The 14,718-nt window shown below is 43.1% G+C and carries 11 protein-coding genes; 5 read left to right on the top strand and 6 right to left on the bottom strand.

Annotated features, from left to right (window positions below; translation table 11 throughout):
* The first annotated feature begins 104 nt into the window (after positions 1–104).
* Positions 105–605 carry a UmoD family flagellar biogenesis regulator gene (umoD, locus tag AACX68_RS11700; RefSeq protein ID WP_228859231.1) on the top strand — a complete coding sequence of 167 codons (501 nt, stop codon included), beginning with the start codon at positions 105–107 and terminating at the stop codon, positions 603–605.
* 115 nt (positions 606–720) lie between these two features.
* On the opposite strand, the gene mfd is transcribed toward umoD, so the two are convergent.
* A complete protein-coding gene (gene mfd, locus AACX68_RS11705) occupies positions 721–4,161 on the bottom strand; it encodes a transcription-repair coupling factor (RefSeq protein ID WP_228859232.1) in 3,441 nt (1,146 codons plus the stop codon).
* Between the two features lie 417 nt (positions 4,162–4,578).
* On the opposite strand from mfd, the gene lolC reads away from it, so the two are divergent.
* The 4 genes from lolC (at position 4,579) to cobB (ending at position 8,839) form a co-directional block, all read left to right on the top strand.
* Positions 4,579–5,781, top strand: a complete 1,203-nt coding sequence (lolC, locus tag AACX68_RS11710) for a lipoprotein-releasing ABC transporter permease subunit LolC (RefSeq protein ID WP_228859233.1) — start codon at positions 4,579–4,581, stop codon at positions 5,779–5,781.
* Positions 5,774–6,490 carry a lipoprotein-releasing ABC transporter ATP-binding protein LolD gene (gene lolD, locus AACX68_RS11715; protein ID WP_228859234.1) on the top strand — a complete coding sequence of 239 codons (717 nt, stop codon included), beginning with the start codon at positions 5,774–5,776 and terminating at the stop codon, positions 6,488–6,490. Before lolC ends, lolD begins: the two co-directional genes overlap by 8 nt.
* The gene (gene lolE, locus AACX68_RS11720; RefSeq protein WP_228859235.1) at positions 6,490–7,737 is read left to right on the top strand and encodes a lipoprotein-releasing ABC transporter permease subunit LolE; all 1,248 of its coding nucleotides are present in this window, start codon (positions 6,490–6,492) and stop codon (positions 7,735–7,737) included. Before lolD ends, lolE begins: the two co-directional genes overlap by 1 nt.
* Positions 7,738–8,017: 280 nt before the next feature.
* On the top strand, positions 8,018–8,839 hold the full coding sequence (gene cobB / locus AACX68_RS11725; RefSeq protein ID WP_228859236.1) for a Sir2 family NAD+-dependent deacetylase: 822 nt from the start codon (positions 8,018–8,020) through the stop codon (positions 8,837–8,839).
* Between the two features lie 99 nt (positions 8,840–8,938).
* On the opposite strand, the gene AACX68_RS11730 is transcribed toward cobB, so the two are convergent.
* From AACX68_RS11730 to hflD, 5 genes are all read right to left on the bottom strand, one after another.
* A complete protein-coding gene (locus AACX68_RS11730) occupies positions 8,939–10,060 on the bottom strand; it encodes a ribosomal protein uL16 3-hydroxylase (RefSeq protein ID WP_099123009.1) in 1,122 nt (373 codons plus the stop codon).
* 182 nt (positions 10,061–10,242) lie between these two features.
* Positions 10,243–11,652, bottom strand: coding sequence for a two-component system sensor histidine kinase PhoQ (gene phoQ / locus AACX68_RS11735; protein ID WP_370630292.1), 1,410 nt, complete (start codon positions 11,650–11,652; stop codon positions 10,243–10,245).
* A 55-nt stretch (positions 11,653–11,707) separates the two neighbouring features.
* Complete coding sequence (gene phoP / locus AACX68_RS11740; protein ID WP_228859238.1) at positions 11,708–12,379, bottom strand: two-component system response regulator PhoP; 672 nt, start codon at positions 12,377–12,379, stop codon at positions 11,708–11,710.
* 288 nt (positions 12,380–12,667) lie between these two features.
* Positions 12,668–14,038, bottom strand: coding sequence for an adenylosuccinate lyase (purB, locus tag AACX68_RS11745; RefSeq protein ID WP_228859239.1), 1,371 nt, complete (start codon positions 14,036–14,038; stop codon positions 12,668–12,670).
* Positions 14,039–14,089: 51 nt separating this feature from the next.
* On the bottom strand, positions 14,090–14,716 hold the full coding sequence (gene hflD / locus AACX68_RS11750; protein ID WP_099123012.1) for a high frequency lysogenization protein HflD: 627 nt from the start codon (positions 14,714–14,716) through the stop codon (positions 14,090–14,092).
* Positions 14,717–14,718: the final 2 nt, after the last annotated feature.

Genomic DNA, 14,718 nt, shown 5'->3' on the forward strand with positions numbered 1-14,718 from the left:
ATTTTAAATTACCATAAATACAGTGAGTTAAAAATTTTTTTTAATCATGAGTCGAGTATGTTTTTAGTTCCCGAAAATAGCTAAGGGATATGTTTAAGTAAGGAGTGTGGCAAATTATAAATATAATAACGTGTTATGTAAGTAAGCTAAAGGCAAGGCAGTGCAGGGTCTACTCTCTGATTGTTATTATTACTATTGGTATCGCTATAATATTTTTTTCTAAAAAACCACAGCCTAAATATGCTCAGGTACTTTCTTCAGAACCTATCATAACAATAGGTTATGCACAAAAATATTATTGCAATGGGGCATTGGTACCATTTATTAAAATATTTGGTAATACTGAAAGCAACCGCTTATCTGTATGTAAAAATAGTTTATTTTCTTTCATCGAAAAATTAAACATAACAAGAGAATCTCATGTACTGAGCTATTATGAATTAAAACATTGCATTGCATTTAAGATCCGGGAACCGCATATTATTGGGTATGATGTCATTTATACCATTGATAATAAGCCGGGCAAAGTAAGAGTGATGCATAAACCAGATCAATCGATCCCTTTGAATGGGAAAGGGAAGCTGATCCTTGCACCGTATTTATAGGAGTGCTCCAGAAATGAAATATCTCCGGTCACATAGTTATTATATTCCCGGAGATATGTATATAGGCTGAAATTTGTTGATATTTTAACAGTATTCAAAAGCAATAGTATTAATGCTATACCTGATGTTGCTCAAATGCTTCTAATAATGACTGAATAAATGATAATCGTGCAGTTCGTTCAGTTAATTCGTTAATAAATTTCAGTTTAGAAGGCCCATCCAGCCGATAGATATTAGGCTGAGTCTGCAATAAGTTGATCAGATAGTGGGGATCTACTTTATTACTTTGACTAAATTCAATAAAGCCGCCTTTTTCATGGGCTTCAATACGTTTTATCCCTAGTTTCTGAGCCGTAAGGCGGATAGAAGCAGATTGTAGTAAATGCTTGCCCGGATCAGGTAACATACCGAACCTGTCAATGAGCTCAACTTTTAATTCTGTCAGTTCATTGTCGTTCTGAGCGCTGGCAATACGCTTGTAGAAAGACAGACGCATATTGACATCGGGAATATAATCATCAGGTAAAAGCACCGGAATACGCAGTTCTATCTCGGTTTGATTGTTAGTTAAATCCTCAAGTGAGGGTTCCCGTCCGTTTTTGAGTGCATCAACGGCACTTTCCAGCAGCTCCATATAGAGTGTGAAACCGATACTGGCCATTTGACCACTTTGATCTTCACCCAGAAGTTCACCGGCTCCCCGGATTTCCAAATCATGAGTTGCCAGAGCAAACCCTGCTCCCAGATCTTCAAGTGAAGCAATCGCTTCCAGTCGCTTTTGTGCATCCGAAGTCATTGCTTTCGGGTGCGGAGTTAACAAATACGCATATGCCTGATGGTGAGAACGACCGACACGCCCGCGTAATTGATGTAACTGGGCCAGACCGAAGTGATCAGCCCGTTCAATAATAATGGTATTCGCTGTCGGAATATCGATTCCGGTTTCAATAATTGTAGTGCATATCAACACATTAAAGCGCTGATGATGGAAATCCGTCATGACACGTTCCAGGTCACGTTCACGCATTTGCCCGTGACCGATAACCATTCTGGCTTCAGGCACTAATTCTTCCAGCCGGCTTTTTGCTTTTTCGATATTTTCGACATCGTTATAGAGATAATAAACCTGACCACCACGTAAGATTTCACGCAGAATAGATTCACGAACGACTAAGCTGTCATATTCACGCACAAAGGTTTTTACCGCCAGACGACGGGCGGGAGGCGTTGCAATAATCGACAGATCGCGCATTCCGCTCATTGCCATATTAAGCGTCCGGGGAATAGGAGTTGCTGTCATGGTCAGGACATCAACATCGGCACGGATAGCTTTGATACGCTCTTTATGGCGGACACCGAAACGGTGTTCTTCATCCACAACCAATAAACCCAAATCCTTCCAGCGCAGATCACTCTGTAACAGTTTATGCGTACCGATGATGATATCGACTTTTCCTTCTGCTGCCATATCTATCACTTGCTGCTGCTCTTTGGCACTGCGGAACCGTGACATCACCTCTATGTGTACAGGCCAGTTCGCAAAACGATCGCGGAAATTATCGTAGTGTTGTTGGGCTAGCAGAGTCGTCGGGACTAAAACAGCGACCTGCTTATTATTGTTGATAGCGGTAAAAGCGGCCCGCATTGCGACTTCCGTCTTACCGAAGCCGACATCACCACATACCAGTCTGTCCATCGCAATTGGCTGGCACATATCGCTCAGCACCGCATTAATGGCCTGTTCCTGATCGGGTGTTGTATCGAATGGAAAATTCTGGCAGAACAATTGATATTGTTCGCGGTCGTGCTTAAACGCAAAACCCGTTTTAATGGCTCGCTGGGCGTAGATATCCAGTAATTCAGCGGCAACATCACGGACTTTTTCTGCCGCTTTCTGACGCGCTTTATTCCATGCTTCACCACCCAGTTTGTGCAGTGGCGCGCTTTCCTCTGCTCCTCCGGCGTAGCGGCTGATTAAATGCAGAGATGAAACCGGCACATACAGCTTGTCTTCTCCGGCATAAGTCAGAATGAGATATTCAGCCTTAATGCCACCGGCCTCGAGTGTTGTTAGCCCCTGATAGCGTCCGACACCATGTTCAAGATGTACAACGGGCTGCCCGGGGCGGAGTTCGGCGAGGTTACGGATCAGGGTATCGGTATTAATTGTGCGCCGGTTATCCTGACGGCGGCGGCTGACACGCTCACCAAGCATGTCGCTTTCACAAATGAAGGCGAGTTTTTTCTCCTCATCGATAAAACCCTGTTCTGCGCTGCCCACCATTAAAAAGCATCCTGCCTCTTTAGCATCTTCCAGCTGATGTATTGTGATCGGATGAATTTTTATCCGGGACAGTAACTCATTGACTGATTCCCGACGTCCTTCACTTTCCACTGAAAAAATGACCTTGCCACTGAACTGCTCGATAAAGCGGCGTACTTTATCTAAAGGCGCTTTATGATGGGCGGCAACGGAGATATCCGGTAAAGGCTGATAAGCAAGATTGATATTTCCGGCTTTTTTGGGTAACTCTTCATTTTTGATTTGGATGCGGGGCCATTTTTTCAGCTCAGCGAAAAGATTGTCGACGGGAAGCCAAATTTGATCGGGAGGAAGTAATGGCCGCATCGGGTCAACTTTACGGCTCTCAAAGCGTTGCTCGGTATCTTGCCAGAAACGTTCTGCCGTATTCATCAAATCTTGTACAATAATCAGTGTATTTTCAGGCAGATAATCAAATAGTGTAGATAAAGGCTGTTCAAAAAATAATGGCTGCCAGTACTCAATGCCTGCAGGTAACATTTTTTTACTGACCTGCTGATAAATGTGTTCAGCGTCCCGCCGGACATCAAACTTTTCACGCCACTGGCTGCGGAATAATTCAATGGCTTCTTTATCTGTCGGGAACTCATGGGCCGGCAGTAAGCTGATTTTTTCCACTTCCTCCAGCGTTCGCTGACTATCCACATCAAAAGTACGCAGGCTGTCTATTTCATCATCAAAAAAATCGATGCGGTAAGGGTGCTCACTTCCCATAGGAAACAGATCAAATAAAGCACCGCGTGTGGCAAATTCACCATGTTCAAGCACCTGCTCAACGCTGCGATAGCCGGCCTGTTCCAGATTTGCCCGTAATTTATCCCGCGAAATACGCTGCCCTTTATGCATGATCAGAGCATGCCCCTGGAGGTACTCGTGAGGGCAAACACGCTGCATCAATGTATTAACAGGCAGAATAAGAGCCCCTTCTGTCATAAAAGGTAACTGATACAGGGTAGATAAACGATTTGAAATGATTTCCTGATGAGGAGAAAAACTATCGTAAGGTAGCGTTTCCCAATCTGACAACATGTTTATTGAAGTACGGGTAAATTGTGGAATTTCATCACGCAGCCGTAAGGTGTTCTGCATATCTTTTGTGACTAATAGTACAGGGCCGGAGTGACGTTCAATGATTTCAGCACATTCAATGGCACAAGCAGCACCGATCAGATGGCCTAACTGGCGGATATCACCGCGACGTTCAGGAAGTTGATAACGATATTTTGCGGACATAAGCGTTTGATGTGTTCTCTAAGATTCAGTCCATTCCCAACACATATTTAACCCAGTAGCCTTTACAATAAATACGCTGGCAGGTTGAGAGAAGTAAAAACAGAACCGGAATGTGAATGGCTCCATCATATAGTACAGCTGCTCTTTATTATCCCTGAACACTTTGCTTTGGCAACAGCTGAGTAACAGATTTGCTGTCTGGCCTGAGGCGATATATTAGCTCGTGTTAACAACAGGGCTTTTTTATCTTCAATTTCGAAGGTGCTAATCAAAACTTAATTAAACAGTGATAATATGTAATAAGTGAACGATATAGATTGAATTTTTACAAAATACATATGCAAAAACAGAGATAAAATATGATCTTTTTCATTAATTTAATGCATTCAAATAACCCCCTTTGATACGGCGGATCCTATGTTTCAGTCTGTTTCATTATTTATCGGATTGCGCTATATGCGCGGGCGGGCGGTTGATAAGTTTGGCCGCTTTGTTTCCTGGCTTTCAGCCATTGGTATTACATTAGGGGTGGCTGCATTAATTACCGTGTTGTCAGTCATGAACGGCTTTGAACGTTCACTGGAGGCCAGTATTCTGGGCTTTATGCCTCATGTCATTATTACTTCAGAAAATGGCTCAATTAATCCTGCCGAGCATCCGAAAAGTCAGCTTTCTGGCTTAAAAGATGTCACCCGTATTGAGCCGGTTGTTCAGGGAGATGTTGTACTGCAAAGTGCCCATAATGTGGGTGTCGGCGTTATGCTGGGTATTAAGCCGGATGAATATACGCCGTTAGCGGAATATACCGTCAATGTTGATCAGAGCCAATTGCAGCCCGGTCGCTATTTTGTGATTTTAGGTGAAAAACTGGCAGCAAGACTGGGTGTCAGGCGAGGTGATCAGATCCGCATTATCGTTCCGAGTGCCAGCCAGCTTACCCCAATGGGCAGGATCCCCAGCCAGCGTTTATTTACAGTAGCCGGGACATTTTCTGCCAATAGCGAAGTTGATGACACTGAAATGCTGGTTAATCAGCAAGATGCTGCCCGACTTCTACGCTATCCCATTAACAATATTACTGGCTGGCGTTTATTTCTCACTGAACCATTAAAAGTAGATGAGTTAAGTCAGCAGCCGCTGCCGAAAGGCTTGGTCTGGAAAGACTGGCGTGAACGTAAGGGGGAGTTTTTTCAGGCAGTACGTATGGAAAAAAATATGATGGGGTTACTGCTTAGCTTAATCATCGCAGTAGCTGCTTTCAATATTATCACTTCTCTTTCTTTATTAGTGATGGAAAAACAGGGTGAGATTGCTATTTTGCAGACACAAGGGTTAACTCGTCGGCAAGTGATGACCATTTTCATGATTCAGGGAGCCGGAGCAGGCATCATTGGTGCTTTATTGGGAACGGGATTAGGAATACTGCTTTCTAGCCAGCTGAATAACTTAATGCCTGTTATCGGCCTGCTGACAGAAGGTATTCAATTACCTGTTGCCATTGAACCCGCTCAGGTGGCGATCATAGCCGTCAGTGCCATGTTAATCTCTCTATTATCTACTTTATATCCTTCCTGGCGCGCTGCTGCCACTCAACCTGCTGAGGCTTTACGTTATGAGTAATCAACCTTTATTGCTATGCCATCATTTGTATAAAAAATATCAGGAAGGGCAGGTTTCCACTGAGGTATTAAAAAACGTCACATTTTCCATGCAGCAAGGCGAAATGATGGCGATTGTCGGCAGTTCCGGTTCAGGTAAAAGTACTCTGTTGCACTTATTAGGAGGGTTGGATTCTCCGACCTCCGGTGAAGTGATTTTCAAGGGGGAATCACTTAACAATATGTCGGCTTCCGGTCGGGCAGAATTACGGAACAGAGAAATTGGTTTTATTTATCAGTTTCACCATCTGCTGCCTGATTTTAATGCATTAGAAAATGTTGCTATGCCGCTATTGATCGGCAGTAAAAGGTTGCTTGGGGGGAAGAAGCAGGCTGAACAAAAGGCAAGGGATATGTTGGCGGCAGTCGGGCTGGAAAAGCGGGCACACCATCGGCCTTCTGAATTATCAGGAGGTGAACGCCAACGGGTTGCTATTGCCCGTGCACTGGTGAACGAACCTTCACTGGTATTGGCAGATGAGCCGACAGGTAATCTTGACCAACGTAACGCTGACAGCATTTTTGAGCTGTTGAAGAACCTGAATCAACAGCAGGGAACGGCATTTTTGGTTGTGACTCATGATTTGAAATTGGCTGACAGGCTGACGCGTCAGGTAGAAATGCGTGATGGATATTTACAGGATGAATTAACCCTGACGGGAGGAGTGTAATGGCAAATCTGCCTCTTGCATTACTTACTGCAATACGCTTCAGTCAGGGGCGGCGTCGCGCGGGAATGGTTTCTTTGGTCTCAGTCATTTCAACGCTGGGGATCATGCTGGGTGTTGCTGTGCTGATCATCGGTTTGAGTGCAATGAATGGTTTTGAGCGTGAACTGAAAAACCGGATACTTTCTGTTGTTCCTCATGGTCAGATTTATACAGTAGAACAGCCTTTCCAGCACTGGAAATCAGCGCTTAAACAAATCAGACAAACTCCGAGCATTGCAGGAGCTTCTCCTTATATTGAATTCACCGGGCTGATGGAACGAGGAGATAAACTTCATGCTGTTCAGGTTCGTGGTGTTGATCCTGAGACTGAAGCTGAAGTCAGTACCTTATATAAATTTGTCCGTGATGGTGCATGGCGGACATTTCAGGCGGGCAAACATCAGGTCATTCTGGGGCAGGGAGTCGCAAATTCACTGAATGTGAAACAGGGTGATTGGCTGACAGTAATGATCCCAAACAGCGATCCAAGCCTGAAATTATTACAGCCTAAACGAATACGTTTACAAGTTACCGGTATTTTTCAGTTAAGTGGCATGTTGGATCACCGTCTGGCTTTGGTTCCGTTATCTGATGCGCAACAGTATCTGGATTATGGCGATGCTATTACCGGCGTTGCTATTAAAGCAGACGATGTTTTTGCAGCAGAGAAGCGGGTTATAGCTGCCGGTAATTCAACAGGCAGGTATGTCTATATCAGTACATGGCTGAAAGACTACGGCTATATGTACAATGATATCCAGATGATACGGGGTATCATGTACTTAGCCATGATTTTAGTCATTGGGGTAGCCTGTTTTAATATCGTTTCAACGCTGATTATGGCGGTTAAAGATAAGAGCGGTGATATTGCTATTTTGCGTACACTGGGGGCTAAAGATGGTCATATCAGGTCAATTTTCTTGTGGTATGGATTATTGACCGGAATGGTTGGCAGTATTATTGGCGCTATTGTCGGAATTTTCATGGCGCTTAATTTGACAGCTATTATTAAATGGATAGAGATGCTGTCCGGGCATCAATTTCTTTCCGGTGATATCTATTTCATTGATTTTCTGCCGTCAGAATTACATACCATGGATATTTTCTATGTTTTGTTAACGGCACTGATCCTGAGCTTGTTAGCCAGTTGGTATCCGGCTCGTCGGGCCAGTAAACTTGATCCAGCGCGGATTTTGAGTGGTCAATAATATTCCGGAGTATTCACTATATCACTTAAGCGCGCTATCTTACGGAGTGAACTGAGCAGAAGCGATGAGCTGAACACACCATGAATAAAGTCGTGGTAAGTGAACAGAAACTGAGGAAATGGTTCTATACCCTATGAATTTCAGGTTACCTCGTGGTGACGAGTGAGTAATCCCCCCGAGAACATAGAAAACAGTATGGCCGGGGGGAAAGAACCCAGCCAACACAGCGGTAACTTGAAAGACGAAGTGTATAAAAGGATTATTCGGCGGAGACGTTTATATGCGTGTTATTCATCGGCTCAGTAAATTTCGTAAGAGTAGGCGGCTACGGAATCAGAGGTTTCATTGGCAAATTTTTTACAGGGATATCCGTGTGGCAAATAAAATAAAGAAACCCCATGTGGTAGTACTGACCGGAGCGGGTATTTCCGCTGAATCAGGTATTAGAACGTTTCGTTCTTCTGATGGGCTATGGGAAGAACATCGTGTTGAAGATATTGCGACACCGGAAGGATTTAAACGTGACCCTGAATTAGTTCAGGCATTCTATAATGCGCGAAGAGAGCATCTACAGCAGGCGGAAATTAAGCCCAACGCCGCACACTATGCTTTAGCCGAACTTGAACAACAAATAGGCGATAATTTTCTGCTGGTCACACAGAATATTGATAATCTGCATGAGCGTGCGGGAAGCAAACGTGTTCTCCATATGCATGGCGAACTACTGAAGGTGCGCTGCTGTCAGTCCGGGCAAGTTATTGAATGGACATCTCACCTGACAGTGGATGATCGCTGTCACTGCTGTCAGTTTCCTTCATTACTGCGCCCTCACGTTGTGTGGTTTGGCGAAATGCCTTTGGGGATGGAACAAATTTATTCCGCTTTATCTGAGGCGGATATTTTTATTGCCATTGGCACTTCCGGGCATGTGTATCCTGCAGCGGGATTTGTACATGAAGCGAAATTATCGGGTGCCCATACTGTTGAGCTTAATCTGGAACCCAGTCAGGTTGAGAGCATGTTTGATGAAAAGCATTATGGCAATGCTAGTCAAATAGTTAATCAATATGTTCAGTCACTGCTTCATCAGATGTCTGAATGAGAGATTTGCCCCAGCTACGTTGTCAGTTATGTGACTGGGGCAAACATTCAGGTTGTCCGGAATAGGGTTTAAAACCTGTCGAATTCACCTGTGCGGTGGTTAATCATTAAAATACCAATAACCACTGTTCACCAGAGCAGTAAGCAGACTGATAAACTGAACATCATCAATAGCATCACCCAAAATATCAGCATTGACAGTATCATACTGGCAAAGTGCATCAGCTGCCTGCAAATGAGATGTATCCATCAATTCGCCATTAACGAAGCAATTATCACCCACACGCAATACACGTAGTCCATTCAAACGATTCAGGCTTTCACCCTGTTTGAGCAGATCATAAATCTCATCACTTTCATATGGCGGTTCTGGTGGCGCGATATCCAGCTCATGACGTGACTGAGAGATAAATTCCCCAAACCAGTTTTGGAACGTTTCCGGCTGTTCCAGTAAATCCTGCATCATGGTACGCAGAGTTGCCAGCTCGTTTGTCTGGATCAGTGCAGGATTATCACGGAATGCCAAATCAGGGTCACTGTAACGATGGCTACCCAATTCATTTGCCAGAACATAGTCGGCAAAACCACTGAACAGCTCACGGGCATTTGGCGCACGGAAACCGACTGAATAATTCAGTGATGGTTCAATGGCATATCCTTCATGTGGAAAACCGGGTGGAATATAGAGAATGTCTCCGGGTAGCATCTCTTCATCAATAATGGCTTCGAAAGGCTCAACCTGTAACAAATCAGGATGAGGGCAATGCTGTTTCATCGGGATCTTGTCCCCGACACGCCAGCGCCTGCGTCCTTCTCCTTGAATGATAAATACATCATATTGATCAAGATGCGGACCGACACCACCACCCGGAACGGAGAAAGAAACCATCAAATCATCCATTCTCCAGTCTGAAAGCACACGGAATGGCTTCATAAGGGCAGAGGAGGGGTGATGCCAGTGGTTAACAGCTTGTACGAGTAACGACCAGTTTTGGTCGCCTAAATGATCGTAACTTTCAAATGGCCCATGAGAAACTTCCCAGCGATCTTTTTTATGGCTGACTAAACGACTGTCAATTTCATTTTCCATCGCCAGTCCCGCCAGCTCATCGGGAGAAAGTGGGTCGGTAAATTGCTGGAAACCCTGTTTGATTAGCAATGGACGTTTTTGCCAGTGATTCTGCAAGAACGCCTGCCAATCCAGATTCAGCTGATAATTCATGGTGATATCCTGAGTGACAAGAAAATTTCAGGTCATTATAACGGATAGTCAATAGAGTTATCAGATTCGGATGAAATATTTCGAGGCCGCTCCCATTCTGTATTTATTGCGAGTATCCCTGTTGCTGATTAAGCGATAGTTATTTTGTATTCAGAAGAGAGGAGAAAATGTTGATACAGATTTTAGGTGATTTGCTGGTTGCGGAAAGTCACACTGACTTTTGCGCCTCCAAGATGGCTATTATCGATGCTGATATTACCGTCATATTGTTCTACAATTTCAGAGGCGATCGACAATCCCAATCCTTGCCCCGGACGCAGTGTATCGGCTCTTAACCCGCGTTCGAAAACGATATGACGTTTATTAGGGGGAACGCCGGGGCCGTCATCATCAACAATGATGGTGAGGAAATTCTCACCTATCATGGCAGTAACATGAACAAACTCCAGACAGTATTTACAGGCATTCTCCAGAATATTCCCCATTACTTCCAGAAAATCATTCTTTTCACCCAGCCAGGTTAGTTCAGGCGAAATATCTAAGGTAACATTGATCCCTTTGTGTTGATAAACTTTTATCAGTGCATTGGTCAGGCTATCAAGCAGGGTTGGGACGGAAAATATTTTTTTCAGAATGAGGTTATGATCGTTGTATATATTGGCCCGATGTAAATAATAACCGATTTGTTGAGAAATTCTGTCAATTTGTTCAAGCATGATGGGTTCAGCCTGCTTAATGGTCATTTGCTTATTTGAGCGTAGAGAGCGCAGCGTAGATTGAAGCACGGCCAGAGGAGTTTTCAGGCTATGCGTCAGGTCTGATAATGTTGTTCGATATTTTTTATAGCGTTGGCGCTCATTATCCAGTAAGGCATTCAGGTTCTTAATCAGGCCTTTTAGTTCAGCTGGTGGATTTTCATCTAACTCTTGTCGTTCACCTTTTTCCAGAGAGCGTATCTGAGTGATGAGTAATTTAATCGGGCGCAAACTCCAGTCCGCAGCAAGCCAGATTAATGGAATAATTAAAAATAGATTGGCAATCAATACATACCCGAACCATTCCCAAATTTTTTCTGACGGTTGAATATTTTGGGGTATGGTATTGATAACTACAATGGTTAATGCCGGAAGTTTGTCTGTTGCCGAATAAATATTGACGGCTACAGAATAAATCAGTAGTACTTTATCAGTGTTGAGATTGGTGTCAGTTTTATTATTAGCCGGATATTGACCCTGTGACTCAGAATATAGCTGATGATGTATATCAGGATAATAAGTTTCTAATTCATATAAGCCATTTTTTTTCAGCCAATTAGGATGAATTTTTTCTTCAAGCTCTGGTACATGATTCTGACGCCAAAGTATATCGTTTTTATTGTTATAAATTAGAGTTAATGAGCGATTTCCCATGTGGAAATTCTTGGGAAGATGAACAAATAACTTATTTTCTTTCCAACTGGCTAGTGAATAAAATAAATTACTCTGGTTACTGAGGATGGCATAAGTATCATTATCAAGACGCATTAAATAGCCAACAATTGCAACGACGCCATAGGGTAGAGTCAAAGCAAGAATAATGACAGTTGCCGCCATGAGAAATCGTGCTCTCAGGGAGAAGAGATGAGTTCTCAGGAAGTTAAACATGATGTTATTTCACATCAAAGCGATAACCCTGACCACGGACTGTAACAATCACTTCGTCAGGCCATTCATTCAGTATTTTTTTTCTCAAACGCCCCATTAATACATCAATTGTATGACTTTCACGTAATTCAGCGTCAGGGTATAACTGCCTCATTAATAATTCTTTACTGACAACTTTGCCATTATTACGCATCAAAGTTTCAATAATCGTATATTCGAAGGCAGTTAATTTTATCTTCTTATCATTAACAGAAAATTCCTTACGTGAAAGATCAATCAGAAAAGGTGGTAATTCCGCAACTTGCGATGCCAGCCCACTATTACGACGCATTAATGCCTGTATACGTGCATTAATTTCTTCCAATTGGAAAGGCTTCGTCACGTAGTCATCTGCACCGGCATTTAATACGGTAACTTTTTCCTGCCAGCTTTCACGGGCAGTGAGAATGAGAATGGGGATATTAATATGATCGCTGCGCCAGCGTTTTATTAAGCTTAAACCATCTTCCCCCGGTAATCCCAAATCAATGATGGCAACATCAGGGTGGTTCTCTTTCAGGTAATAATCGGCCTCTTTTGAGTCTTCAGCTGCATCAACCTGATGACCAATATCCCGAAGCTGTACTTTTAAATGATGACGAAGCAACGCATTATCTTCAACTATTAATATTCGCATAATGGTTCCTTATGCTAACCAGTAAAATTTATCAAATAAATCTTAAATAGCTAGATAGTCAACTTTATGGATGGATAGGAATAAATTATAGATATGTTGTTATGATTAAACCAAGTATAGTAACTATTTAGTCTATTGTTGGTATGTTAATGAATGAATTGCTAAAAACAATAAGGTAAATCGAAAATAGTATATAACTTTGCGACTTATTTATACTTCATATAAGGTTACGCATTTTTTTAAAATGTGGACGGGAATTCCCATCCACATTTTATAAATAAAATCGTTTTATTTTAATTCATCAACCAGTAATTCAGCATAGCCGATATAATTGGCAGGAGTCATCGACTTAAGACGAGTTTTTTCTTCTTCTGGTAGTTCGAGACCATCAATGAAGTTTTTCATCCCTTCTGCATCAACACGTTTACCACGTGTAAGCTCTTTTAATTTTTCATACGGCTTCTCAATACCATAACGGCGCATAACCGTCTGAATCGGCTCAGCCAGTACTTCCCAGTTTTGATCCAGTTCACTTAATAAATGTTTCTCGTTGACTTCCAGTTTATTCAGGCCTTTCATTGTGGATTGATATGCAATTAATGCATATCCCAGACCAACACCCAGATTACGTAATACTGTTGAGTCAGTCAGGTCACGCTGCCAGCGGGAAACCGGCAATTTACTGGCAAGATGGCCAAACACTGCATTTGCCAGACCTAAATTACCTTCTGAATTTTCAAAATCAATCGGGTTAACTTTATGTGGCATGGTTGATGAGCCAATCTCACCGGCAACTGTTTTCTGTTTGAAATGATTAAGAGCGATATAACCCCAGATATCACGGTCAAAATCAATCAGAATAGTATTGAAACGTGCAATACAATCAAACAGTTCTGCAATGTAATCATGTGGTTCAATCTGAGTGGTATATGGGTTCCACTGAACACCCAGAGAAGTAACAAATGATTCGCTGAACTGATGCCAGTTAATATGAGGATAGGCTGACAAATGGGCGTTATAGTTACCAACTGCACCATTGATCTTGCCTAAAATTTCAATTTGGCCAAGTTGGCGGAACTGACGCTCCATGCGGTAGGCAACATTTGCAAACTCTTTACCTACAGTTGAAGGAGTCGCTGGCTGTCCGTGGGTACGTGACAGCAAAGGCAGATCACGGTATTCATGAGCCATATGCTTAATGGTGTCGATTAACTGACGCCATTGTGGTTGCAGCACTTCCTCACGGGCAGTTTTAAGCATCAATGCATGTGACAGGTTATTGATGTCTTCGGAGGTGCAGGCAAAATGTATAAACTCAGCAACCTGATGTAAAGCAGGAATATGAGCGACTTTTTCTTTCAGAAAGTACTCAACGGCTTTAACGTCATGGTTAGTTGTACGCTCAATTTCTTTAATGCGTAATGCATCCTGTTCATTGAAATTTGTAATAATTTCATCCAGGTAAGCGTTTGCCTTTTCATCAAAAGCAGGAACTTCTGTGATTTCTGCTGTGGCAGCCAGTTTTTGCAGCCAACGTACTTCAACCTGCACGCGGAATTTCAGTAAGCCGAACTCACTAAAAATAGCGCGCAGAGCGCTAACTTTATCGCCGTAACGGCCATCAATCGGAGAAACAGCGGTCAGTGAGGATAATTCCATTGGTAGAAACTCCCGGATTTTATTTAACGATTTATTTAACAATTAATTCAATTAACAACGCGCAAGAATGTCTTTTGCCTGTCGGACTAATCGTTGTCTGGAAAACATAAATTGTAGACGGCTACCGCCAACCTGCTGCCATAATACGGTACTGCGAATACCTGCCAGTAATGCCGCCCGGACTTTTGCCTGCACTAAAGTGTTGCGCAGAATATCCGGTGAGCCTGTGACTTGGATGCGAGGCCCCAATGGGCTAATTACATCGACATAAATACCGGCAAGAGAATTGAGCATTCCCTCAGACATAGGTTCAAAATATGCCTGCTGACGTTCCAGCTGGCTTATGCGTTTAGCTAATTCATCTGCTGCTGATGGGTTTTTACTGAGACGTCGCTCCAGTGCCATCAGACTTAAAGTATAGCGGGTCAGCTCTGCTGAGAGCCCGCTATTTGTACCATTCAGCATTCCCATCACAGCATCAAGGCCGGTACGCAGGTTACCCGCTTCATTGCCAAAGACATCCAGAGTAGATGTCGGATTCATATTCAGAACACTGTTAAGAGTTACTTCAAAAGCACCGGCATCACATTGCCCTTCATGGGCCAGTTGCTGTACCAGACGAGCTGACTGGCAGATACCTGCCAGCGCCAATGTAATGTCGTAATAATTTTTAGCCACGA

This window comes from Xenorhabdus sp. PB61.4, assembly GCF_963894935.1.
Classification (GTDB): domain Bacteria; phylum Pseudomonadota; class Gammaproteobacteria; order Enterobacterales; family Enterobacteriaceae; genus Xenorhabdus; species Xenorhabdus stockiae.